The sequence below is a fragment of the Kluyvera georgiana genome (assembly GCF_050990895.1).
Taxonomy (GTDB): Bacteria; Pseudomonadota; Gammaproteobacteria; order Enterobacterales; family Enterobacteriaceae; genus Kluyvera; species Kluyvera georgiana.
The window spans coordinates 2792038-2815652 of the sequence record NZ_CP158865.1 but is presented as its reverse complement, the minus strand read 5'-3'; the positions used below and the strand labels follow the sequence as shown (position 1 = coordinate 2815652).

The window sequence follows — 23615 nt, the reverse complement described above, 5'->3', positions numbered from 1 at the left end:
TTGCTCCTTAATATGCGCGCAGCGTCTGAAATACCGAGGCCAGTTTGCTGGCGTCTTTAATGCCCGGTTTTGACTCGACACCTGAATTGAAATCTAGCCCGGCGCAGCCGCTTTTGGCTGCCTCTACGCAGTTGTCTGCGCCTAACCCACCGGCCAGCATCACGTTGCTGAGATCCTGACCTTGTAACAGAGACCAATCAAAACGCTGGCCGGTGCCGCCCTGACCGTTGTCGAAGAGATATTTGTCGACATGATTCAGATTGCGCGGCGGCAGCGTGTCGGCCACGCTCAGCGCTTTCCAGATTTGCACGGCGTCCGGCAATTCAGCCCGCAGGGCGTCAATATAGGCCTGGTCTTCATCACCGTGCAGTTGCACCGCACGCAGCGATAACGTGGTGGCAAGCGCGATAACCTCTGCCTGCGGCGTATTGCGAAACACGCCGACGTAGCTTAGCGGCGCGGCGGCTATCACCTCACGGGCCTGCTCCACGCTGACTGCACGCGGCGACGCGGGTACAAATATCAGGCCTCCGTAAATCGCGCCGGCTTCATAGGCCGCCTGCGCATCCTGGGCGCGGGTCAGGCCACAGACTTTATTTTCCCCCAGCAGCACGCGGCGGACGGCGGCATTGAGGTCGTCGTGAGACATCATCGCCGAACCGATCAGGAAGCCGTTGGCGAAGTGGGCCAGCTCGCGAACCTGCGCGTTGGTGTTAATACCGGATTCGCTGATGACCGTCACATCGTGGCCCAGACGCGGCGCCAGCTGACGGGTGCGGTTGAGGTCGATGGAGAGGTCACGCAGGTCGCGGTTATTAATGCCGACGACTTTGGCCTTCAGCGCAATGGCGCGTTCCAGCTCTTCCTCGTTGCTCACTTCGGTCAGCACGCCCATATTCAGACTGTGCGCCACGGCGGCGAGCTGACGATACTGTTCGTCGTCCAGCACCGAGAGCATCAGCAGGCAGGCGTCCGCCTGGTGGAGGCGCGCCAGGTAGATCTGGTAAGCGTCGATGATAAAGTCTTTGCACAGAATCGGCTGCGGCGCGATTTGGCTGACGATCGGCAGGAAATCGAAGCTGCCCTGGAAATACTTCTCGTCGGTTAAAACCGAAATCGCCGATGCGTAGTGTTTGTACACGTTGGCGATACGCGCCGGGTCGAAATCATCGCGGATCACCCCTTTCGACGGCGAGGCTTTTTTACATTCCAGAATGAACGCCGTGCGGGTGCCACGCAGCGCGTCATAGAAACTACGCTGGCTTGGCTGTACGTCATTCTGGAACGAGGCTAACGGTTGTTGTTGTTTGCGGGCTGCTACCCAAATCGCTTTATCGGCCACGATTTTTGCTAATACGGTCTGCATTTTTTATCCTCTTGCCGCTAATGCGGTGACGCGGTCGTAGGCTGCGCCGCTGTGCAACACATCGAGCACTTTCTTGACGTTGGCCTTCAGGTCCTCATGACCGTAAAGGCGCATCAGCATGGCGACGTTAACCGCCACTGCGGACTCATGCGCAGCTTCACCTTTACCTTGTAGTAAGCGCGTCAGAATGTCACGGTTTTCTTCCGGCGTACCGCCTGCCAGCTCGGCCTGATGGTAAGGCTTGAGGCCAAAGTCGTCGGCGGTCAGCTGATAACTTTTAATTTCGCCGTTGTTCAGTTCGGCCACCACGGTCGGCGCGTGTAGCGAGACTTCATCCATACCGCCGCTGTGGACGACCGCCGCACGTTCATAGCCCAGTACGCGCAGGGTTTCAGCAATCGGCAGTACCAGCTCCGGGCTGTAAACGCCAATCAGCGCCAGCGGCGGGTGAGCCGGGTTAATCAACGGACCCAGCACGTTGAACAGGGTGCGGGTTTTCAGCTGTTGGCGAACCGGCATCGCATGGCGGAAACCGGTGTGGTATTTCGGTGCAAACAGGAAGCACACGCCGAGTTCATCCAGCGCCTGACGCGATTTGTCGGCGTTCATATCGAGATTAATCCCGAAGGCGGCCAGCAGGTCGGAAGAGCCAGACTTACTGGAGACGCTGCGGTTGCCGTGCTTGGCGACTTTCAGCCCACACGCCGCGGCAACGAAGGCGCTGGCGGTGGAAATGTTGATGCTGTTGCTGCCGTCGCCGCCGGTACCAACGATATCAGCAAACGGATAGTCCGGACGTGGGAACGGCGCGGCGTTTTCCAGCAGAGCGGTGGCAGCACCGGCGATTTCATTCGGGCTTTCGCCACGAATTTTCATGCTCACCAGCGCGGCGGCCAGCTGCTCCGGCTTCACTTCACCGCGCACCACCGCAGAGAACAGCACATGGCTTTCCTGCTGGCTCAGCGTTTGCGCCTGATACAATTTTTCCAGAATCGGCTGGAGAGTGTTGCTCTGCTCCAGCTTCTGCAGCGCCCATGCCAGGGTTTGTTCCAGCAGGCGTGCGCCCTGCGTGGTGAGGATCGATTCCGGATGGAACTGGAAACCGCAGACGCGATCGGCATCGTGCCGGACCGCCATCACCATTCCGTTAAAGTGGGCGTTGATGGTTAAACCTGCCGGAATATTGCTGCCAACCAGCGAGTGGTAGCGGGCGACCGGCAGCGGATTACTTAAGCCGTCGAACATGGCCTGACCGTCGTGTTCAATGCTGGACGCTTTACCGTGCAGGATTTCGCCAGCCTGGCCGACATAGCCGCCGTAGGCTTCCACAATGGCCTGATGGCCAAGACAGATGCCGATAATGGGCAGCTTACCGCGCATACGCGTTAGTAACTCCGGCATGCAGCCCGCTTCCGACGGTGCCCCCGGGCCGGGAGAGAGCATCAGCACCGGGTTGTCCATGGTGCCGAGGCGGTCGATTAAGGTTTGTGCCGGAACGTGATTACGGTAAATCACCACGTTATGCCCGTTCGCGCGCAGCTGATCTGCCAGGTTGTACGTAAAGGAGTCGATATTATCGAGCAGCAGAATGTCAGCCATCAGAAAATCTCCTGTGCATGATGGGCGGTGGCGATGGCGCGCAGAACCGCACGCGCTTTATTACGGGTTTCATCGGCTTCAGACTGCGGGACAGAATCCAGCACCACGCCTGCGCCGGCCTGTACGGTGGCGATCCCGTTTTCAACAAACGCCGAACGAATAACGATGCAGGTGTCGAGGTCGCCGTGGGCGGTAAAGTAGCCCACCGCGCCGCCGTAGCTGCCGCGACGCTTGCCTTCAGCGGCGGCAATCAGCTGCATTGCGCGAACTTTCGGCGCGCCGCTGAGGGTGCCCATATTCATGCAGGCGCGGTACGCATGCAGTACATCGAGGTCCTGACGCAGTTCGCCGACCACGCGGGAGACGAGGTGCATCACGAAAGAGTAACGGTCTACCTTTGTCAGATCGGCCACGTAGCGGCTACCTGGCGTACAGATGCGGGCCAGATCGTTACGCGCGAGGTCAACCAGCATCAAATGTTCGGACAGCTCTTTGTGGTCGGTACGCATCTCCAGCTCAATGCGGCTGTCGAGGTCACGATCCAGCGAACCGTCGGCGCGGCGGCCGCGCGGGCGAGTACCGGCAATCGGGTAGATTTCAATCTGACGGTTGGTGGCATCGTACTTCAGCGAACTTTCCGGCGACGCGCCGAACAGGGTGAAATCGTTATCCTGCATAAAGAACATGTACGGGCTGGGGTTGCTCTTCTTCAGCACATCATAAGCGGCCAGCGGGGAAGGACACGGCAGCGAGAAGCGGCGAGACGGCACCACCTGGAAAATTTCTCCGGCGCGAATGGCTTTCTGCATTTTGCGCACCACGTCGCCGTACTCTTCGTCGCTTTGATTGGTTTCGCAGCGCATCTCTTTAATGGTGTGTACCGGCAGCGCCGTCGGCGGTTCGTTCAGCTGCTGGCGTACCTGCGCGATGCGCTGCAGCAGGCGATCTTTTTCCGACTCAGACGGGGTAAACAGGCTCGCCTGAATGCGCGTGTTTTTGGTCTGGTGATCGATTACCAGCAGCGTCTCGGCGAGATAGAAGCAGTAGTCCGGGCAGGCAGTGTCGCTTTCAAGCTGCGGTAAATCCTCAAAACCGGCGACCAGGTCATAGGCGAACAGGCCGCCGAAGAACATCGCTTCACGCTCGTCCTGCGGGACAGAGACCAGTTCTTGCAGCAGGCGGAAGGCGTCAAACACCGACAGCGAGCACAGGCGCGCATCTTCATCCAACAGCGCGCTGACCGAAGGGAAACGCAGCACGCGGCCGTTCGGCTGGCGGGTGTTCTCCACGCCGGCAGGCAGTGCGGCATCGAGCAGCGGCAGCAGGGACGCGCCGTTATCGGAAAGCGCCTGCAACGTGACGGTATCGCCCAGCGCGGTGATGCGCAGCGCGCTATCGACCAGCAGCAGGCTTTTTAAGTCGTTTTTGCTATCAATATCAGCTGATTCAAGCAGCAGCGTCGCCGGGCGCGCGCCGCACAGCTGGTGGAACAGTGCGGTGGGGTTTTCACGGTAAATCGCGTCGCTGGTCAGAAGCTCGAGCATAGGTTTTTGTGTTTGCATCGTTGTTCTCGCCTGTTCTGTCTCTTTTTTGCTTAATAAAAAGCCCGCTCATTGGCGGGCTGGGTATCTGTATGCTTTACGCAGACGTGATGACTCCGCCCTATCGGGAAGTACGCCACCAACCGCCGTGCAGAGCAATCATTTTACGTGTCATTTGCAGATACCTTACTAAGTGAACTTGCGTACTAGTTAACTAGTTCGAGGGGGCAAAGTCAACCCCTGATTTCAGAATTTCCCGTAATCCCGCTATGATAGGCCGCTAACAACGCTGAGTCGTATTAAGGAAGCCGTTTTGAGCGATACCAATTACGCAGTGATTTACGATCTGCACAGCCACACCATCGCCTCGGATGGCCGCCTGACGCCGGAAGAATTGGTGCACCGCGCCGGGGAGATGCGGGTGGGAACGCTCGCTATCACCGATCACGACACCGTCGACGGCATTCCTCGGGCACAGGCGGAAATTGCCCGCGCCGGGCTGCCGCTCACCCTGATTACCGGCGTGGAAATTTCTACGCTGTGGGAAAATCACGAAATTCATATCGTCGGGCTGAATATCGATATTGCCAACCCGACGCTCACCGCCTTTTTAAACGCGCAGATCGATCGCCGACAGCAGCGCGGACAAATGATCGCCGAGCGCCTGGAGAAAGCGCATATTCCGGGCGCCTGGGAAGCCGCGCTGAAAATGGCCGAAGGCGGAGCGGTCACCCGCGGCCATTTTGCCCGCTTTCTGGTCGAGCAGGGCAAAGCCAGCAATATTGGCGATGTTTTCAAAAAATATCTCGCACGTGGGAAAACCGGTTACGTTCCGCCGCAGTGGTGTACAATAAAGGAAGCTATTGATGTCATTCATCATTCGGGTGGCGTAGCGGTCATTGCTCACCCGGGGCGGTATAACCTGTCCGCCAAGTGGCTGAAAAGGTTGCTGGCACACTTTAGCGAACACGGCGGCGACGCGATGGAAGTTGCCCAGTGCCAGCAGGCGCCGCACGAGCGCGCTCAGCTTGCCACCTATGCCCGCGAATACGGTTTACTGGCGTCACAAGGGTCGGATTTCCATCAACCCTGCCCGTGGATTGAGCTGGGACGTAAACTGTGGTTACCCGCAGGCGTCGAAGGTATCTGGCAGCGCTGGGAGCAGCCGCAGAATACAACTGAGAGGGAAGTATGAGTCAGTTTTTTTATATCCATCCGGATAACCCGCAGGCACGTCTGATTAATCAGGCGGTCGAGATAGTGCGTAAGGGGGGCGTCATCGTTTACCCAACCGACTCTGGTTACGCGCTGGGCTGCAAAATTGAAGATAAAGGCGCGATGGAGCGTATTTGCCGCATCCGTCATCTGCCGGACGGCCACAACTTTACGCTGATGTGCCGCGACCTGTCCGAACTGTCGACCTACTCCTACGTCGACAACGTGGCGTTTCGTCTGATGAAAAACAACACGCCGGGCAACTACACCTTTATCCTGAAAGGGACCAAAGAGGTGCCGCGCCGCCTGCTGCAAGAGAAACGTAAAACGATTGGCATGCGCGTGCCGTCCAACCCGATCGCCCAGGCGTTGCTCGAGACGTTAGGCGAGCCAATGCTCTCTACCTCGTTGATGCTGCCGGGCAGTGAATTTACCGAGTCCGATCCGGAAGAGATTAAAGACCGTCTGGAAAAGCAGGTGGATTTGATTATTCACGGTGGTTATCTTGGCCAGCAGCCGACTACGGTGATTGACCTGACCGAGGACTCGCCGGTGGTGCTGCGTGAAGGCGTCGGTGATGTGAAGCCGTTTCTGTAGTCACCTATATCCGGTGGCGTCTGCCGCCGGGTTATTTCCCTGCCTTGCTAGCGCCACTGAATATTATCTTTGTTGCTTTTCGAAACATTGCACTCTTCGCACATAATTTGCAGGTTGGTGATTTCTAACGCCAACTGTGGGTAGTACGAACGTGGTTTTATATGGTCAACATGCATGACCAGGCCGTTTTTTGGCCCTCGCCCACATACGCAGCAGGTGTTGCCGTAGCGTTTAAATGCCTGGTAGCGCAGCTTACGCCACTCTTTCGAGGCGTAAAATGTGCTGGCTGAGCGCTTCATTTTCTCTTCCGCCTGGCGGCGTCTTTCTTCCTGACTGCGGCGAATCTGCGCAAATAAGCCAGGGTTGTCTTCTTCATCCGCGCGTTTCAGAAATTCGCTATTGGCGAACAGTGTGCCTTCGCGCGTGATGTCTATTTCATGTCCCCATGCATCCCTGGGTTTTAATCGGCCCTGCTCATCATAGCGTTCCCACGCGGCCAGCGTTCGTCTGGCTTTCCGTTCCTGCCATTGATACCAGATGGCAAAGAGTGCGCCGAGCGCCTTTTCAATTACGATCATCTACGTCTAATCCTGGTCCATAATCAATCATATCTGTGGCTTGCCGACAGCCGTGAACTGAGGCAAATGTAACGTGGAAGAGCATTCATCTTAAACTTCGTGTAGTATGTCGGACCACGTTTGTCTGCGTGTGCACATAACGGTGTCCGCAGAAGAAAAAGTATTTACACAACAATAAGTTATTATTTTTATGCTAACTTGTTGTTTCATAAAGTATACCAGACGCCTGTGAAGGCGACACCTGAAGGAAGCTCTATGAGCGATAAAAGCGAAAAACTGCAAAAAGTGCTGGCACGTGCCGGCCACGGCTCCCGTCGTGAAATTGAAACGATTATTGAAGCGGGCCGCGTGAGCGTCGATGGCAAAATCGCCAAGCTGGGCGATCGCGTTGAAGTGATCCCGGGCCTTAAAATTCGTATCGATGGACATCTGATCTCCGTTAAAGAATCTGTCGAACAGATCTGCCGCGTCCTGGCCTACTACAAACCAGAAGGCGAACTCTGTACCCGTAACGACCCGGAAGGGCGTCCGACCGTGTTTGATCGTCTGCCGAAACTGCGCGGCGCGCGCTGGATTGCCGTGGGCCGTCTTGACGTGAATACCTGTGGTCTGCTGTTGTTCACCACCGACGGTGAACTGGCTAACCGCCTGATGCACCCAAGTCGTGAAGTTGAGCGTGAGTACGCGGTGCGTGTCTTTGGTGAAGTGGACGACAATAAAGTACGCCAGCTTTCTCGCGGCGTGCAGCTGGAAGATGGCCCGGCAGCGTTCAAAACCATCAAATTCAGCGGTGGCGAAGGCATCAACCAGTGGTACAACGTGACCCTGACCGAAGGCCGTAACCGTGAAGTCCGTCGTCTGTGGGAAGCGGTAGGGGTACAGGTAAGCCGCCTGATCCGCGTGCGCTATGGCGATATCCCGCTGCCGAAAGGGCTGCCGCGCGGCGGTTGGACCGAGCTGGACCTGGCGCAGACCAACTACCTGCGCGAGCTGGTTGAGCTGCCGCCGGAAACCTCGTCAAAAGTGGCGGTGGAAAAAGACCGGCGTCGCATGAAGGCGAATCAGATTCGTCGCGCCGTGAAGCGTCACACGACTACCGGCAATAATGCGAATAACGGCAACCGTCGTTCCAGCACGCGTAATAACCCGAAAGGGTAAGTACCTTCGTTCCGACGGGCCACCGTCGGAACTTTTTCCCCGTATTTCTCTTCTCCTGTGATTCTATTCACACTTCTGTATAAAGACAAAAAACAGGAATTCCTCAGACAAAGAACGCAAAGTGATAAAATAGCGTCCGCCATATACTGATGCCACAGATTACTCAAACAGGTAGCCCGAAATGGAAACAACGAAAAAACTCTCGGCAAGCTATGTGGTTATCGGCGTTAAAGAAAAGATAGGCTATGGCTTTGGCGATTTTGCCTCTAATTTATCCTTCGGTTTCGTTTCGCTTTTTTTATTATTCTTCTATACCAATATCTTCGGCATTAGCGCTGTCCAGGCCAGCCTGATCTTTGTTATTGCACGGGTTGTGGACGCCATCTTTAATATTCTGATTGGCTTTGCCATTGATAAAACCCACAGCCGCTATGGCAAGCTCCGTCCCTGGTTATTATATGGATCAATACCGCTTGGGCTGCTGACCGTGTTGTGTTTCCTGCCGCTGGGCGGCGAAGCGAAATTCTGGTTTGCGCTGTGTTCTTACACCATTTATTGTCTGGCCTACACGGCGGTGAACACCCCGTATTCGGCGATGACCAACCGCTTAACCCAGCATGAGGCTTCGCGTTCGTCGCTGTCGGTGTATCGCTTTGTGCTGGCTATCGTCGGCTATCTGATTGTTTCAACCACCGCGGATATCCTGATTTCACCGTTTGACGACAAGCAGATGGGTTACGTTTTCGCCGTCTCCTGCTTTGCACTGCTGGCGACCTTCTTGTTCCTCGCCTGTTTTGGCATGACCAAAGAGCGCGTGGGAGAAGAAGAAGATACGCCTGCGCCGACCCTGAAAGAAATGTTCCGCGCCGTGATGGGCAATGGCCCTTTGATTAACCTGTCGCTGTTTACCGTCTTCTTTTATATCGCCTATACCGTGTGGATGGCGATTGCCATCTACTTTATTAAATACATTATCGGCAATGAAGGTTTTACCTCATCGTTCTTTATGATTCAGTCGGCCGCCTATATTTTAGGAACGGTCGTCTCTGAGAAAGTCATCGCCATGATGGGGAAAAAGAAAATGACCCTGCTGGCGCTGCTAATTGGCGTACTGGGCGTGCTGATGCAGTATTTTGTCGCCGGGAATAATATCTGGTTAATTATGACCGGGGTGTGCCTGTTCAGTATTACCTTAGGCATGGGATTCGTCGCCATGTGGTCCATGATTGCGGATACCGTGGAATATGCGGAATGGCATCACGGCGTGCGTACCGAAGGCGCGATATACGGCTTCTTTAACTTTATTACCAAAATTGCAATGGCGATCGGCGGCGGCTGTGCCGGGTGGATGCTGGATTATTACCACTATGATGCCGCCAGCATTAGCGCCAGTGCGTTAAGCGGTATCAATATCCTGATGACGCTGTTCCCCGGCGCCATGTTCGCGATAAGCGCTATTTTTGTCGCCAGCTACTCGCTCGATGAAAAAACCTACCGCGATATCGTTCAGAAAATCAGCCTGCGTAAGCAGAACGCGCTTTAACCTCAGGGAGTCGAGACATGAATCGTGATTTTAAAACCCTTATTGCCGCGATGAGCGCCGAAGACAAAGTGGCGCTGCTCAACGGCAGCGGCCTGTGGCGCACGGCCAGTCTGCCGCAGCACGGTATTGACGATATTGTCATGACCGACGGCACCTACGGCGTGCGCTACAGCAGCGCGCAGATAGACGGTAGTGAAAAATGGAGTATGGACGATTTTATCTCCGTGATTACCCAAACCGCAGACCAGGCCAACGCCGAGGAATCGGCGGCGAAAGGCGGCAGCGAAGCCTTGTTCAGCGCCTCGCTGCCGGCCACCTGTTTCCCGAACGGCTCAAGCCTCGCCTGTAGCTGGGATATCGACCTGGTCTATCAAATGGGTCAGGCGCTGGGCCGCGAGTGCCAGCATATGGGCGTCGGGATACTGCTGGGGCCAGGTATCAACATTCGCCGCACGCCGCTAGCCGGGCGCGGTTATGAATACTACGCCGAAGATCCGGTTGTCAGCGGGGATATCGCGGCGGCATTGATCAACGGCCTGCAGGATGAAGGCGTTGGCGCCAGCCTGAAGCACTTTGCTGCCAACAACTCGGAGTACCGCCGCACGGAAATGGACTCCATTATTGAAGAGCGTGCGCTGCGCGAAATCTATCTTGCAGGGTTCCAGCGGGCGATCGCGAAGTCGCAGCCGTGGACGGTGATGTCTTCCTACAACCGGCTGAACGGTGTGCAAACGTCACAGGATCCGTTCCTGTTGACCCAGGTGTTGCGTGACGAGTGGGGCTACCAGGGGCTGGTGATGTCCGACTGGTATGGCGTGAAGGATCGTCCCGCATCGCTGCTGGCGGGTAACGATCTGGCGATGCCGGAAACCCGGCGCGATAAACAGACGCTGTTGGCGGCGATTGAATCCGGCGAAGTACCGATGTCGGTGGTCGATCGCGCCTGCCTGCGGATGCTGGAACTGCTGGATAAGGTGCAACGCCACCGTCGCCCCAATGCGCAGGCCGATTTCCCGGCGCATCATGCGCTTTCGCAGCAGTTGGCCGCAGAATCTATTGTACTGCTCAAAAATGAAGACGCCATACTGCCGCTGCGTCCGGAGAAAACGCCGCGTATTGCCGTGCTGGGTAAACCGGCGCAGGAGCCGGTGATTCAGGGTTCCGGCTGCGCAACGACGGTACCGTATCTGCTTGACCGTCCGTTAGATGAAATTTTCGACCTCGCGGGCGATGATTTCAGCGTGCGGTGGGCGGTGGGCGCGCCTGACGATCTGCGCGATGACGAAGCGGCGTTGGCCCAGGCGAAAGCCGTGGCGCAGGAGGCCGATGTGGCGGTGATCTTCGTCAGTACCGCGGTGGGCGAGGATGGCGAAAACGGTGACCGTCAGGATCTCAATATTCTGGCCGTCCATGAGCGTCTGATTCGCGAGGTGGCCACGGTGCAGCCGAATGTCGTGGTGGTGCTGGCTAACAGCGATGCGGTGGTGATGCCGTGGCTGAGTGATTGTAAAGCGCTGCTGGAAACCTTCTTTGCCGGGCAGGGCATGGGCCGCGCGGTAGCGGAGATTTTGTTCGGGTTACGTAACCCAAGCGGCAAGCTGACGGTGACGGTACCGAATACGCTGGAAGAGACCCCAGCCTGGCTACAATACCCGGGGGAGAATCTGCGCCACCATTACGGTGAGGGATTATTCGTGGGCTATCGCTACTACGATAAACGCTGTCTGAATCCGCTCTTCCCGTTTGGTTTTGGCTTAAGCTATACGCAGTTTGCCTATGACAATCTGCTGCTGTCGACAACGCGCGTGGGGGCGGATGATACGCTAACCGTCACCGTTGATTTACATAACGTGGGCGCGTATGACGGTAAAGAGGTCGTTCAGCTGTACGTTTCCGCACCAAAAGGCGAGCTGATTCGTGAAGTGCGTGCCTTAAAGGGCTTTACTAAAGTCGCATTGGCGGCCGGGGAAACCCGCCGTGTCAGCCTGCAGCTGCCGATCGCCGAGCTTGCCTGCTATCATCCGGGTCTGGCCGATTGGGTTATTACGCCTGGCGAATGGCATCTTCACGTGGGGGCGTCATCCCGCGATCTGCCGCTGAGCGCGACGTTTGAGATTGATTGCCCGCCGCGCTACGTGCCGCTGCGCGATGATAACTCGTTGCAACAGCTGATTCAGCAGCCGGAAGCCTTTGCCCGGGTCGTACAGCTGATTGCCGGAAAAAGTCAGATTCCTGCGGAACAGGTACGAGAGAAGCTGATTCGCCTGGCGCCCGATCTGTTCTGCGGTCTGCTGATTGCGCTGACCGAGTTTCTGGCGCTGGACATCGAGCGTGATGAACTGAACGCGGTGTTGGCCGGAACAAACTAACCGCTAATAACAGGAGAAGGCGCGTGTTTCCTTTTTCAGTGACGCATCCTCGCCCGGCCGCCCATGCCGAGCGGCAGACGGCAAGCGGCTACGAGCTGATCGCCTTTGACGCGGAGAAACTCAACGTTTTTGCGGCGGAGGTTCGCTACTGTGAGCCGCACTGGCACCCGGCACCGGAGCTTATTACGGTGCTTCGCGGGCGGTTTTCGCTGGCGGTGGGGCAGCAAAGCGTAGCGCTTCACGCGGGGGAGATGCTGTATATCAATGCCGAAGAGGTACACGCGCTGAGCGCGGAAGAAGACGGCAGCCAACTGGTGACCGTGCAGTTTTCACCGGGACTGTTTGATGAACTGCACCCGGCGCCATTGCTGAACTGGCGAACGCATCGCCACGCCATGACGCCAGCCGACAGTGCCGTTTTCCCCCGACTACAGGCGTTGCTGGCGCGAATTATCGACAACGATGCGCCGTTTCAGCGCATTGCGGCTATCTATCTGCTGCTGGATGCGCTGGTGGCAGCCGGGCAACCGACTCAGCGGGCTGAAAGTTCGCTGCGGGAAGATGCGATGATTAAAGAGGGGATTGATTACATTAATCAGCACTTCGACCAACCGCTGACCTTGAGTGATGTTGCCGAGCATAGCGGCATGAGCTACTCGTACTTTTCCCGGCTGTTTAAAAAGGTCAGTCGACACAATTTCAAAGAATATCTGACGCTGGTGCGGCTGAACAAAGCCCGCACCCTGCTACGTGATACCCGCACGCCGATCACTGACATCAGCCACAGCTGTGGTTTTCAGGAACATAAGGCGCTGATTGCCGCCTTTAATAAGTACTGTGGGCTGACGCCAACCGAGTACCGTAAACGCTTTCTTTCGCGCCAGAATTTAGCGGAAAGTACGCTGGCACAGGGCGAAGATTGCCTGTGCCTGCCGCTCAACGCCGCGCTGCTCGAGAGGCTAACGCAGCTTAGTAATCAATGCCAATCTGCGCCTTAATTCCGGCTTCAAACGCATGTTTGACGGGGCGCAGTTCACTAACGGTATCGGCATACTCAAGGATGTCCCGGTGGCAACCGCGGCCGGTGATAATGACCGTTTGATGCTGCGGGCGCGCTTTCAGCGCCGTTAAGACTTCTTCCAGCGGCAGATAGTCATAGGCCACCATGTAGGTCAACTCGTCGAGTACGACCATATCCAGCGTCTCGTCGGCCAGCATCCGTTTGGCGTGCTGCCATACGGCAAGGCAGGCTTCCGTGTCGCTTTCGCGGTTCTGAGTGTCCCAGGTAAACCCGGTGGCCATCACCTGAAATTCAACGCCCAGCGGTTCGAGCAGGTTACGCTCACCGTTTGGCCACGTGCCTTTAATGAACTGAATCACCCCGACGTTATGGCCGTGGCCGACCGCGCGGGTGGCGGTACCGAAGGCGGCAGTGGTTTTGCCTTTGCCATTGCCGGTAAACACAATCACGATCCCTCGTGTGTCCTGGGCGGCAGCGACGCGGGCAGCGACGCGCTCTTTCACGCGTTGCTGGCGTTCACGGTAACGTTCATCACTCATTGGGCAATTCCTGGTTTACGCCCGGGTTGGGCATCAAAAGTCATACCGGTTTTCCGGCGGCTATCATCGCCCATCAGCCACAGATACAGCGGCATGATATCGGCAGGGGTTTTGAGCTTCAGCGCATCTTCCGTCGGGAAGGCGCTGGCGCGCATTTTGGTTCGCGTACCACCGGGGTTAATGCAGTTGACGCGCAGCTGACCCTGATACTCTTCGGCCAGCACCTGCATCATACCTTCGGTGGCGAATTTCGACGCCGCGTAGGCTCCCCAGTTGGCACGCCCTTGACGCCCCACGCTGGAGGAGGTGAAGACCAGCGAACCGGCATCCGATTGCAGCAGCAGCGGGAGCAGCGCCTGGGTTAACATAAAGGTACCGTTGACGTTAACCTGCATCACCTGCTGCCAGACCTGCGGATCCTGCTCGCTCATCGGGACCACGTCCCCCAACAGCCCGGCGTTATGCAACACGCCATCAAGACGCGGGTAGTGCAGGCTGATTTGCTGCGCGACCTGCTGGCAGTCTTGCGGGGTGCAGGTTAGCAGATCCAGCGTATACCAACGGACCGGTAATTCACTGATATTGCTGATTTCCTGCGCAACTGAACGTAATTTTTCTTCGCTACGACCTAATAAAATGACGCTGGCGCCATAGCGCGCGTAGGTGATAGCGGCTTCTCGCCCGATACCGTCGCTGGCTCCGGTGACCAGGATGATACGATTCTGCAACAAGTCGAGCTGGGGTTGATAGTGCACGGTAGCTCCTCTATGGCCTTTAGTGACCATATTTTATGTACTTTTCATCGCTTTTGGGCTTTATGCCTGAATCTCTTCGCTATTTCAATCGGCGCACCGGAGAGACAACGTCTAATTAACAATTTGCAATGATTTCATTTGCAAAAAAAATCATCTGGAAGCGGCCTCGAGGACGGATACGCCAGTCGAGACGTACCGGACGCGGTGTTGTACACTGAGCGACAGATTATGTGATTTTTGTACAAGGTGGATGTGTGGAATTACTTTTTCAATATGGTCTATTTCTCGCGAAGATCGTGACGGTTGTCGTCGCTATTGCCGTCATTGCCGTGCTGATTGTCAATCTGACGTCGCGCAAGCGGCAGCGCGGCGAACTGCGGATCACCAACTTAAGCGAGCAGCACAAGGACATGCAGGAAGATTTAGCCGTCGCGCTGCTCGACGGGCCGCAGCAGAAGCTGTGGCATAAAGCGCAAAAGAAAAAACTGAAGCAAGAAGCAAAGGCGGCAAAAGCCAAAGCGAAGCAGGGCGAAAGCGCGGTCTCCGGCAAACCGCGCGCGTGGGTGCTGGATTTTAAAGGCAGCATGGATGCCCACGAAGTCGCCTCGCTGCGTGAAGAGATCACCGCCGTGCTCACGGTCGCTACACCGCAGGATCAGGTGGTGCTGCGCCTTGAGAGCCCTGGCGGCGTGGTGCACGGTTATGGGCTAGCGGCCTCCCAGCTGCAGCGTATTCGTGATAAGCAGATCCCGCTGACGGTCGCAGTCGATAAAGTCGCTGCCAGCGGCGGCTATATGATGGCCTGCGTGGCGAATAAAATCGTCGCGGCGCCGTTCGCCATCCTCGGTTCGATTGGCGTGGTCGCGCAGATCCCAAACCTCAACCGTTTCCTGAAAAATAAAGATATCGACGTTGAGCTGCACACTGCGGGTCAGTACAAGCGTACGCTAACGCTGCTGGGCGAAAACACCGACGAAGGGCGACAGAAGTTCCGCGAAGAGCTGAACGAAACCCATCATCTGTTTAAAGATTTTGTGAAAACAATGCGTCCGACGCTGGATATCGAGCAGGTGGCAACCGGTGAACACTGGTACGGCTCTCAGGCGCAGGAAAAAGGGCTGGTTGATGAAGTGGGCACCAGCGATGAACTGCTGCTGGGGCTGATGGCCGACCACGAAGTGGTCAACGTTCGCTACACGCGACGTAAGAAAATGATGGACCGCTTTACCGGCAGCGCCGCGGAAAGCGCGGATCGTCTGATGATGCGCTGGTGGCAGCGCGGGCAAAAACCGATGCTTTAAGCCACTATAGCCCAAAAATAATCACGCCCGGTAAACGTTGTTTACCGGGCGTGTTCTTTTGGCTCAGGCGACGGCCTTAAGCTCAGTCAACCAGGTGATATTTTTCAGACAGCTCGTGGGCGAGATATTTGAACATATTAAACACCGCCGTGCTTTTCGGCGTAGGCAGGCCCTGTTCATCCAGGAAGTACTCGCCGCTGAAGACCAGCACGCCGTTGCGTTGCTCAACGCCGGTAGCTTCAATGCCGGCTAAAGTATCTTCGTGTTCGCGAATAAGGCGATTGGCTTCAATCAGCAGCGTCTGGCGATCGATAGGTTGGCTATTATTTGACATATTCAACTCCTCAAAATTCTCGCGCTAGTTTACGCCGGGCGCCCGTCGTGGGCAAATATTCCCGACGTTTACCAGGGGCAACGATTTTACCGCAGAGTTGGCATGATTGGTGTTTGCATGCTAATAAAGTTGCGTAACGAATTTTATCAGGTACAGTGTGACGCTTTCGGCAATCTGGCAACAGATTTGCTTGACATTCGACCGAATATTCTTCGTGCTATAGCTCCTGACGAAAAAAAGTCTGTGAACTCAGCCATCTGCGTGCTTACATCAAAAGCCGGTCAGTAAAGGGTTGATATCTATTGGCGTTGCCGCAACATACAAGGCTCGTCGCCAGTGGAATGTGGAACATGTGCGATGTATTCCTGGAAGAATCAAATTAGGTAAAGGTGAATATGGGTAAAGCTCTCGTTATCGTTGAGTCCCCGGCAAAAGCCAAAACGATCAATAAGTATCTGGGTAATGACTACGTGGTTAAGTCCAGCGTCGGTCATATCCGCGATTTGCCGACAAGTGGCTCAGCCGCCAAAAAGAGCGCTGACTCTACCTCCACCAAAACGGCCAAAAAGCCTAAAAAGGATGAACGAGGCGCGCTGGTTAACCGCATGGGCGTCGACCCATGGCATGACTGGGCGGCACACTATGAAGTGCTGCCAGGCAAAGAAAAGGTAGTTTCGGAACTCAAACAGCTGGCGGAAAAAGCCGACCACATCTATCTCGCAACCGACCTTGACCGCGAAGGGGAGGCCATTGCATGGCACCTGCGGGAAGTGATCGGCGGTGATGAAACACGCTATAGCCGCGTGGTGTTTAACGAAATAACCAAGAATGCGATTCGCCAGGCGTTTGAAAAGCCGGGCGAACTGAATATCGACCGTGTTAACGCTCAGCAGGCGCGTCGCTTTATGGACCGCGTTGTGGGCTATATGGTTTCGCCGCTGCTGTGGAAAAAAATCGCTCGCGGTTTGTCTGCCGGTCGCGTGCAGTCGGTTGCCGTGCGTCTGGTGGTTGAGCGTGAGCGTGAAATCAAAGCCTTCGTTCCGGAAGAATTCTGGGAAGTGGACGCGAATACCACTACGCCTGGCGGCGATGCTCTGGCGCTGGAAGTCACCCATCAGGGCGACAAGCCGTTCCGTCCGGTTAACCGCGACGAAACCATGGCGGCGGTCAGCCTGTTGGAAAAAGCCAGCTACAGCGTGCTGGAGCGTGAAGATAAGCCGACCAGCAGCAAGCCGGGCGCGCCGTTCATCACCTCAACGCTGCAGCAGGCCGCCAGCACGCGTCTGGGCTTCGGCGTGAAGAAAACCATGATGATGGCGCAGCGTCTGTATGAAGCGGGCTACATCACCTACATGCGTACCGACTCCACCAACCTGAGTCAGGACGCGGTGAACATGGTTCGCGGCTATATTAGCGATAACTTCGGCAAGAAATACCTGCCGGAAAATCCGAATCAGTACGCCAGCAAAGAGAACTCGCAGGAAGCGCACGAAGCGATTCGTCCTTCCGACGTTGCCGTGCAGGCGGAAGCGTTGAAAGATATGGAAGCGGATGCGCAGAAGCTGTACCAGCTTATCTGGCGCCAGTTCGTGGCTTGTCAGATGACGCCAGCGCAGTATGACTCCACGACGCTGATCGTGAAAGCGGGCGACTTCAAGCTCAAAGCGCGCGGCCGTACCCTGCGCTTTGACGGCTGGACTAAAGTCATGCCGGCATTGCGCAAAGGCGATGAAGACCGCACGCTGCCGATGGTGAACCAGGGCGACAAGCTCAGCCTGGTGGAACTGATACCGGCCCAGCACTTTACCAAGCCGCCTGCGCGCTTTAGCGAAGCGTCTCTGGTGAAAGAGCTGGAGAAACGCGGTATCGGCCGTCCGTCCACCTATGCGTCGATTATTTCGACCATTCAGGATCGCGGCTACGTGCGCACTGAAAACCGTCGCTTCTACGCCGAAAAAATGGGTGAGATCGTCACCGACCGTCTGGAAGAGAACTTCCGCGATCTGATGAACTACGATTTCACCGCGCAGATGGAAGACCATCTCGACCGCGTGGCGAATCACGAAGCCGAGTGGAAGCAGGTGCTGGACCTGTTCTTTGGCGACTTCACCAAGCAGCTGGAAACCGCTGAGAAAGCGCCGGAAGAGGGCGGCATGCAGCCGAACCAGATGGTGCTGACCAGTATTGATTGCCCAACCTGCGGACGCAAAATGGGTATCCGTACCGCCAGTACCGGCGTGTTCCTCGGCTGCTCGGGCTACGCGCTGTCGCCGAAAGAGCGCTGCAAAACCACCATTAACCTGGTGCCGGAAAACGAAGTGCTGAACGTGCTGGAAGGCGACGACGCTGAAACCAACGCGCTGCGCGCCAAACGCCGTTGCCAGAAATGCGGCACGGCAATGGACAGCTACCTGATCGATCCGAAGCGTAAGCTGCACGTCTGCGGTAACAACCCGACCTGCGACGGCTACGAGATTGAAGAAGGCGAGTTCCGCATCAAAGGCTATGACGGCCCGATCGTTGAGTGTGAGAAATGTGGCTCCGAAATGCACCTGAAAATGGGGCGCTTTGGCAAGTACATGGCCTGCACCAACGACGAGTGTAAGAACACGCGTAAAATTCTGCGTAACGGTGAAGTCGCGCCGCCGAAGGAAGATCCGGTGCCGCTGCCGGAGCTGCCGTGCGAGAAGTCCGACGCTTATTTCGTGCTGCGTGACGGCGCTGCTGGGGTGTTCCTGGCTGCCAACACCTTCCCGAAATCACGTGAAACGCGCGCGCCGCTGGTGGAAGAGCTGTTCCGCTTCCGCGACCGTCTGCCGGAGAAACTGCGTTATCTGGCCGATGCGCCGCAGCAGGATCCTGCCGGTAACAAAACGATGGTACGTTTCAGTCGTAAAACCAAGCAGCAGTACGTCGCTTCTGAAAAAGACGGGAAGGCGACGGGCTGGTCAGCGTTCTTCGTTGACGGTAAATGGGTCGAAGCGAAAAAGTAACGTTCCACGCAAAAACTTCACAAAGGGCCGCTATGCGGCCCTTTTTTATAACCTCGTTATTATTTTTTGTTTCCATCTATACACACTTGCTATAAATGATATAGTGGTTATAGCAGATGCATTTCTTATGATTAAATCGTCTTTATGAGCGCTTTCTGAGTACAGACTGGATACAACCGCATGAAATTACAGCAGCTCCGCTATATCGTTGAGGTGGTTAATCACAACCTTAATGTTTCCTCTACCGCTGAAGGGCTTTACACCTCGCAGCCGGGTATCAGTAAGCAGGTCAGAATGCTGGAGGATGAGCTGGGTATTCAGATTTTCGCCCGCAGCGGCAAGCATCTGACGCAGGTCACTCCGGCAGGTCAGGAGATTATCCGTATTGCTCGGGAAGTGCTGTCGAAAGTGGACGCCATCAAGTCTGTTGCGGGCGAACATACCTGGCCGGATAAAGGCTCGCTGTACGTCGCTACGACGCACACCCAGGCGCGTTACGCGCTACCGGGCGTGATTAAAGGCTTTATTGAACGATATCCGCGCGTGTCGCTGCATATGCATCAGGGGTCGCCAACCCAGATTGCCGAAGCGGTTTCCAAAGGCAACGCCGACTTCGCGATTGCGACCGAAGCGCTGCACCTGTATGACGATCTGGTGATGCTGCCTTGCTATCACTGGAACCGTTCTATTGTGGTGACGCCGGAACACCCGCTGGCCTCCAAAACATCGGTCACGATTGAAGAACTGGCGCAGTATCCGCTGGTGACCTACACCTTTGGCTTTACCGGGCGCTCTGAGCTGGACACCGCGTTTAACCGCGCGGGCCTGACGCCGCGTATTGTCTTTACCGCCACCGATGCAGACGTGATTAAAACTTACGTGCGGCTGGGGCTTGGGGTAGGGGTGATTGCCAGCATGGCCGTCGATCCTATCTCCGATCCGGATCTGGTTAAGCTCGATGCAGACGGTATTTTCAGCCACAGCACCACGAAGATTGGCTTCCGTCGCAGCACCTTCTTACGAAGCTACATGTATGATTTCATTCAGCGCTTTGCCCCACATCTGACCCGCGACGTGGTCGACACCGCGGTAGCGCTGCGCTCCAATGAGGACATTGAAGCCATGTTCAAAGATATTAAGCTACCGGAAAAGTAATCTTCCATGATTATCCGCCCCCGGGCATCGGGGGCGAAAAGGCTTATATTGTCCACCCCAATCCCCTGATTTTTATCCCTCATCCGTCCATCGTCGAGATTAAGAATTGTTTCTATTGGCAACATCGCAGCAAAAGTAGAAATAAATTTAACGTTAAGCAAACTTCTCTACTCAAATATCCCTTCAGCGTCAAAAGAATAAATAAATCTCTCTCCAGGATTCGTAAAATCGCTGGATTTTTGCTTAAAATTTACTTAGGATTTATCTCATTGATGATTAGTTGTAACAATTAATTGGTGTGAAAATGATAAGTAATATCGATTGTGAGAGGCATGTAATGGCGTCAGAAAATAAAGAACCGGGCGTGAAGCGCAAAGCATGGCTAAGCGTATTCCTGGGTTCTGCGCTGTTCTGGGTTGCTGTCGCACTGCTGATCTGGAAGTTCTGGGGCTAACCATGCTGACGTCTGAACGCGTTAAACCGGCGAAGCCCCGCGCGCCGGCGGCAAAGAAACCCGTTGAGAATAATAATAAGGTCAATGTCCCGGACGAGTGGAAATTGACGCCTGAGCAAAAAGAGTTTATCGAACTGTTCAATCAGGATGAGAATAAGAAACAGTAACTCCAGGGTTATTGCTCATATTTCTTTCCCTACTGCTATATTCAGAAAATCCTTCCCCTGCTATTTATTTCCCTTCGTCTCTTTTTTAATAAAGCGTTGATGCATTTATCAATCTGAGCCCTTTTCCGGCGTGTTCGGGTCGTTGTGTTATCTTTAATAGAGGCTCTGAGGAGTGTCAGAGTGTGCAATTCCCGTCATTTAAGGAGGAGCTATGTCGTCAACCCTACGAGAGGCCTGCAAGGAAACGCTACAGGTCGACAATAAAACCTACCACTACTACAGCTTAGCGCTGGCCGCAAAGACCCTTGGCGATATCGCCCGCCTGCCGAAATCACTCAAAGTTTTACTGGAAAACCTTCTGCGCTGGCAGGATGGCGACTCGGTGACTGCCGACGACATTCAGGCGCTGGCGGGCTGGCTGAAAAACGCCCATGCCGACCGGGAGATTGCCTATCGTCCCGCCCGTGTGCTGATGCAGGATTTTACCGGTGTACCGGCAGTGGTGGATTTGGCTGCCATGCGCGAGGCGGTGAAGCGCCTTGGTGGCGATACCTACAAGGTGAACCCTTTGTCGCCGGTCGATTTGGTGATTGACCACTCGGTCACCGTAGACCGCTTTGGCGATGAGGATGCCTTCGAGGAAAACGTGCGGCTTGAAATGTCGCGCAACCACGAACGCTACACCTTCTTACGCTGGGGGCAGCAGGCGTTCAGTCGCTTCCGCGTGGTACCACCGGGCACCGGTATTTGTCATCAGGTTAACCTTGAATATCTGGGGCAGGCGGTGTGGAGTGAACTGCAGGGCAATGAATGGGTGGCCTACCCGGACACGCTGGTCGGTACCGATTCCCACACCACCATGATTAACGGCCTGGGCGTGCTGGGCTGGGGGGTTGGCGGTATTGAAGCGGAAGCGGCGATGCTCGGGCAGCCGGTCTCCATGTTGATTCCCGATGTTGTCGGCTTCAAGCTGACCGGCAAGCTGCGTGAAGGGATTACCGCCACCGACCTCGTGCTCACCGTCACCCAAATGTTGCGCCAGCTTGGCGTGGTGGGGAAATTTGTTGAATTCTACGGCGATGGACTGGATTCACTGCCGCTGGCCGACCGCGCGACTATCGCCAATATGGCTCCGGAATACGGGGCAACCTGCGGTTTCTTCCCGATTGATGACGTCACGCTCTCCTACATGCGTCTGAGCGGGCGCAGCGATGAACAGGTGGCGCTGGTGGAGGCCTATGCCAAAGCGCAGGGCATGTGGCGGCACGCTGGCGATGAGCCGGTCTTCAGTCAGACGCTGGCGTTGGATATGGGCGATGTCGAGGCGAGCCTCGCCGGGCCGAAACGCCCGCAGGACCGCGTCGCGCTGGGCAACGTGCCGAAAGCGTTTAACGCCACGACTGAACTGGAAGTGAACGGTGCAGGTAAAGCAAAGCCGGCCGTCGCCTTTAGCCTCAACGGCGAGCAGTATGCGTTGCCGGAAGGGGCGGTCGTGATTGCCGCGATTACCTCGTGTACCAACACGTCGAACCCGAGTGTGCTGATGGCCGCCGGGCTGCTGGCGAAAAATGCCGTTGCGCGCGGATTAAAGCCGAAGCCGTGGGTCAAAGCGTCGCTGGCGCCGGGGTCGAAGGTGGTGTCGGAATACCTGGCCTATGCCGGGCTGACGCCGTATCTTGACCAGCTGGGCTTTAACCTGGTTGGCTATGGCTGTACCACCTGTATTGGTAACTCAGGCCCATTGCCCGATCCGATTGAAAGCGCGATCAAACAAGGCGATCTGACCGTTGGCGCCGTGCTGTCCGGCAACCGTAACTTTGAAGGCCGTATCCATCCGCTGGTAAAAACCAACTGGTTGGCCTCGCCGCCGCTGGTGGTTGCTTACGCGTTGGCGGGTAATATGACCGTCGATCTGACGCAGGATCCGCTAGGGAAAGATAGTCAGGGGAGAGCGGTGTATCTGAAGGATATCTGGCCGGGCAGCGATGAAATTGCGCGCGCGGTGCAGCAGGTATCGACCGATATGTTCCACAAAGAGTACGCTGCGGTGTTTGCCGGCACGCCAGAGTGGCAGGCGATCGACGTGCCTGCCTCGGACACTTACCGTTGGCAAAATGACTCCACCTATATTCGCCTGTCGCCGTTCTTTGACGAGATGGGCGCGATCCCTGAACCGGTGAAAGATATTCATGGTGCGCGCGTGCTGGCGATGCTTGGCGACTCGGTCACCACTGACCATATTTCCCCGGCAGGGAGCATCAAGGCGGATAGCCCGGCAGGGCGTTATTTGCAGGAAAATGGCGTGGCCACCCGCGACTTTAACTCCTACGGTTCCCGTCGCGGCAACCATCTGGTGATGATGCGCGGTACGTTCGCCAATATTCGTATCCGCAACGAGATGGTGCCCGGCGTGGAAGGGGGTATGACGCGCCTGCTGCCCGGAAATGAGGTGATGTCGATCTACGATGCGGCGATGCATTATCAGGCGCAGGGCACGCCGCTGGCGGTGATTGCGGGTAAAGAGTATGGCTCGGGTTCCAGCCGCGACTGGGCGGCGAAAGGCCCGCGCTTGCTCGGAGTCCGCGTGGTGATTGCCGAGTCGTTTGAACGTATCCACCGTTCCAACCTTATCGGTATGGGCATACTGCCGCTGGAGTTCCCGCAGGGCCAAAGCCGCAAAACGCTGCAGCTCACCGGCGAGGAAAGGATTGATATCGCCGGGCTACAGCAACTGAAGCCGGGGGCAACGATCCCCGTCGTGCTCACCCGGGCAGATGGTCAGCAGCAAACCGTGCTGTGCCGCTGCCGTATCGATACGGCGACCGAGCTAACCTACTACCAGAACGACGGTATTTTGCACTATGTGATTCGTAATATGCTGAGTTAGAAAAAGGGGCCGATAACGGCCCCATAAAGACGATTGCGTAGAA

The 23615-nt window shown here is 56.0% G+C and carries 19 protein-coding genes and 1 other annotated feature; of the genes, 12 read left to right on the top strand and 7 right to left on the bottom strand.

From position 1 onward, the window contains the following. Positions 1–7: 7 nt before the first annotated feature. From trpCF to ABTW00_RS13355, 3 genes are read right to left on the bottom strand one after another with little or no spacing between them, the layout of a single operon-like run. Positions 8–1366, bottom strand: a complete 1359-nt coding sequence (gene trpCF, locus ABTW00_RS13365) for a bifunctional indole-3-glycerol-phosphate synthase TrpC/phosphoribosylanthranilate isomerase TrpF (RefSeq protein WP_433636001.1) — start codon at positions 1364–1366, stop codon at positions 8–10. 3 nt (positions 1367–1369) lie between these two features. After that, positions 1370–2965, bottom strand: a complete 1596-nt coding sequence (trpD, locus tag ABTW00_RS13360) for a bifunctional anthranilate synthase glutamate amidotransferase component TrpG/anthranilate phosphoribosyltransferase TrpD (RefSeq protein ID WP_065357595.1) — start codon at positions 2963–2965, stop codon at positions 1370–1372. Then, the gene (locus ABTW00_RS13355; protein WP_065357594.1) at positions 2965–4527 is read right to left on the bottom strand and encodes an anthranilate synthase component 1; all 1563 of its coding nucleotides are present in this window, start codon (positions 4525–4527) and stop codon (positions 2965–2967) included. The genes trpD and ABTW00_RS13355 overlap by 1 nt, the downstream gene beginning before the upstream one ends. A 34-nt stretch (positions 4528–4561) precedes the next feature. Next, positions 4562–4654, bottom strand: a sequence feature (Trp leader region). Positions 4655–4819: 165 nt separating this feature from the next. Between ABTW00_RS13355 and rnm the strand changes: the two genes are divergently transcribed. Beyond that, positions 4820–5701: an RNase RNM gene (gene rnm, locus ABTW00_RS13350; protein ID WP_065357593.1), complete on the top strand. Its 882-nt coding sequence runs from the start codon at positions 4820–4822 to the stop codon at positions 5699–5701. Then, the gene (locus ABTW00_RS13345) at positions 5698–6318 is read left to right on the top strand and encodes an L-threonylcarbamoyladenylate synthase (protein ID WP_065357592.1); all 621 of its coding nucleotides are present in this window, start codon (positions 5698–5700) and stop codon (positions 6316–6318) included. The genes rnm and ABTW00_RS13345 overlap by 4 nt, the downstream gene beginning before the upstream one ends. A gap of 47 nt (positions 6319–6365) precedes the next feature. Here ABTW00_RS13345 and ABTW00_RS13340 read toward each other — a convergent pair whose 3' ends face one another. Then, on the bottom strand, positions 6366–6896 hold the full coding sequence (locus ABTW00_RS13340) for an HNH endonuclease (RefSeq protein WP_271446809.1): 531 nt from the start codon (positions 6894–6896) through the stop codon (positions 6366–6368). A 255-nt stretch (positions 6897–7151) separates the two neighbouring features. Here ABTW00_RS13340 and rluB point away from each other — a divergent pair, with 255 nt between their 5' ends. The 4 genes from rluB (at position 7152) to ABTW00_RS13320 (ending at position 12964) form a co-directional block, all read left to right on the top strand. Then, positions 7152–8054 (top strand): 23S rRNA pseudouridine(2605) synthase RluB, encoded by a 903-nt coding sequence (gene rluB, locus ABTW00_RS13335; protein ID WP_065357590.1) that lies wholly within the window; start codon positions 7152–7154, stop codon positions 8052–8054. Between the two features lie 181 nt (positions 8055–8235). Beyond that, positions 8236–9597 carry an MFS transporter gene (locus tag ABTW00_RS13330; RefSeq protein WP_065357589.1) on the top strand — a complete coding sequence of 454 codons (1362 nt, stop codon included), beginning with the start codon at positions 8236–8238 and terminating at the stop codon, positions 9595–9597. Between the two features lie 17 nt (positions 9598–9614). Beyond that, positions 9615–11966: a beta-glucosidase gene (locus ABTW00_RS13325; RefSeq protein ID WP_433635998.1), complete on the top strand. Its 2352-nt coding sequence runs from the start codon at positions 9615–9617 to the stop codon at positions 11964–11966. 23 nt (positions 11967–11989) lie between these two features. Then, complete coding sequence (locus tag ABTW00_RS13320) at positions 11990–12964, top strand: AraC family transcriptional regulator (protein WP_433635997.1); 975 nt, start codon at positions 11990–11992, stop codon at positions 12962–12964. Here the strand turns inward: ABTW00_RS13320 and cobO are convergent. Continuing rightward, a complete protein-coding gene (cobO, locus tag ABTW00_RS13315) occupies positions 12936–13526 on the bottom strand; it encodes a cob(I)yrinic acid a,c-diamide adenosyltransferase (RefSeq protein WP_064546030.1) in 591 nt (196 codons plus the stop codon). The genes ABTW00_RS13320 and cobO overlap by 29 nt on opposite strands. Then, positions 13523–14281, bottom strand: coding sequence for a YciK family oxidoreductase (locus ABTW00_RS13310; RefSeq protein WP_433635994.1), 759 nt, complete (start codon positions 14279–14281; stop codon positions 13523–13525). Before ABTW00_RS13310 ends, cobO begins: the two co-directional genes overlap by 4 nt. Positions 14282–14535: 254 nt before the next feature. Between ABTW00_RS13310 and sohB the strand changes: the two genes are divergently transcribed. Next, complete coding sequence (sohB, locus tag ABTW00_RS13305; protein ID WP_249021934.1) at positions 14536–15582, top strand: protease SohB; 1047 nt, start codon at positions 14536–14538, stop codon at positions 15580–15582. Positions 15583–15664: 82 nt separating this feature from the next. Here sohB and ABTW00_RS13300 read toward each other — a convergent pair whose 3' ends face one another. Then, the gene (locus tag ABTW00_RS13300) at positions 15665–15916 is read right to left on the bottom strand and encodes a YciN family protein (RefSeq protein WP_064546024.1); all 252 of its coding nucleotides are present in this window, start codon (positions 15914–15916) and stop codon (positions 15665–15667) included. Positions 15917–16311: 395 nt separating this feature from the next. On the opposite strand from ABTW00_RS13300, the gene topA reads away from it, so the two are divergent. The 5 genes from topA to acnA all read left to right on the top strand — a co-directional run bounded on the left by topA (position 16312) and on the right by acnA (position 23572). Beyond that, positions 16312–18909 (top strand): type I DNA topoisomerase, encoded by a 2598-nt coding sequence (topA, locus tag ABTW00_RS13295; RefSeq protein WP_433635992.1) that lies wholly within the window; start codon positions 16312–16314, stop codon positions 18907–18909. 180 nt (positions 18910–19089) lie between these two features. Continuing rightward, positions 19090–20064, top strand: a complete 975-nt coding sequence (gene cysB, locus ABTW00_RS13290) for an HTH-type transcriptional regulator CysB (protein WP_035892921.1) — start codon at positions 19090–19092, stop codon at positions 20062–20064. A gap of 304 nt (positions 20065–20368) precedes the next feature. Next, positions 20369–20518 carry a YmiA family putative membrane protein gene (locus ABTW00_RS13285; protein WP_416374479.1) on the top strand — a complete coding sequence of 50 codons (150 nt, stop codon included), beginning with the start codon at positions 20369–20371 and terminating at the stop codon, positions 20516–20518. Positions 20519–20520: 2 nt separating this feature from the next. Further along, positions 20521–20685, top strand: coding sequence for a hypothetical protein (locus ABTW00_RS13280; RefSeq protein WP_157093553.1), 165 nt, complete (start codon positions 20521–20523; stop codon positions 20683–20685). A 211-nt stretch (positions 20686–20896) separates the two neighbouring features. Further along, a complete protein-coding gene (acnA, locus tag ABTW00_RS13275) occupies positions 20897–23572 on the top strand; it encodes an aconitate hydratase AcnA (RefSeq protein ID WP_433635990.1) in 2676 nt (891 codons plus the stop codon). Positions 23573–23615: the final 43 nt, after the last annotated feature.

Coding starts and splice junctions, on each gene's coding strand:
- ABTW00_RS13280 (WP_157093553.1), top strand. CDS start 20,521: ATGCTGACGTCTGAACGCGTTAAACCGGCGAAGCCCCGCGCGCCGGCG.
- acnA (WP_433635990.1), top strand. CDS start 20,897: ATGTCGTCAACCCTACGAGAGGCCTGCAAGGAAACGCTACAGGTCGAC.
- topA (WP_433635992.1), top strand. CDS start 16,312: ATGGGTAAAGCTCTCGTTATCGTTGAGTCCCCGGCAAAAGCCAAAACG.
- ABTW00_RS13355 (WP_065357594.1), bottom strand. CDS start 4,527: ATGCAAACACAAAAACCTATGCTCGAGCTTCTGACCAGCGACGCGATT.
- trpD (WP_065357595.1), bottom strand. CDS start 2,965: ATGGCTGACATTCTGCTGCTCGATAATATCGACTCCTTTACGTACAAC.
- ABTW00_RS13345 (WP_065357592.1), top strand. CDS start 5,698: ATGAGTCAGTTTTTTTATATCCATCCGGATAACCCGCAGGCACGTCTG.
- ABTW00_RS13340 (WP_271446809.1), bottom strand. CDS start 6,896: ATGATCGTAATTGAAAAGGCGCTCGGCGCACTCTTTGCCATCTGGTAT.
- ABTW00_RS13330 (WP_065357589.1), top strand. CDS start 8,236: ATGGAAACAACGAAAAAACTCTCGGCAAGCTATGTGGTTATCGGCGTT.
- ABTW00_RS13285 (WP_416374479.1), top strand. CDS start 20,369: ATGATAAGTAATATCGATTGTGAGAGGCATGTAATGGCGTCAGAAAAT.
- cobO (WP_064546030.1), bottom strand. CDS start 13,526: ATGAGTGATGAACGTTACCGTGAACGCCAGCAACGCGTGAAAGAGCGC.
- ABTW00_RS13325 (WP_433635998.1), top strand. CDS start 9,615: ATGAATCGTGATTTTAAAACCCTTATTGCCGCGATGAGCGCCGAAGAC.
- rluB (WP_065357590.1), top strand. CDS start 7,152: ATGAGCGATAAAAGCGAAAAACTGCAAAAAGTGCTGGCACGTGCCGGC.
- cysB (WP_035892921.1), top strand. CDS start 19,090: ATGAAATTACAGCAGCTCCGCTATATCGTTGAGGTGGTTAATCACAAC.
- trpCF (WP_433636001.1), bottom strand. CDS start 1,366: ATGCAGACCGTATTAGCAAAAATCGTGGCCGATAAAGCGATTTGGGTA.
- ABTW00_RS13300 (WP_064546024.1), bottom strand. CDS start 15,916: ATGTCAAATAATAGCCAACCTATCGATCGCCAGACGCTGCTGATTGAA.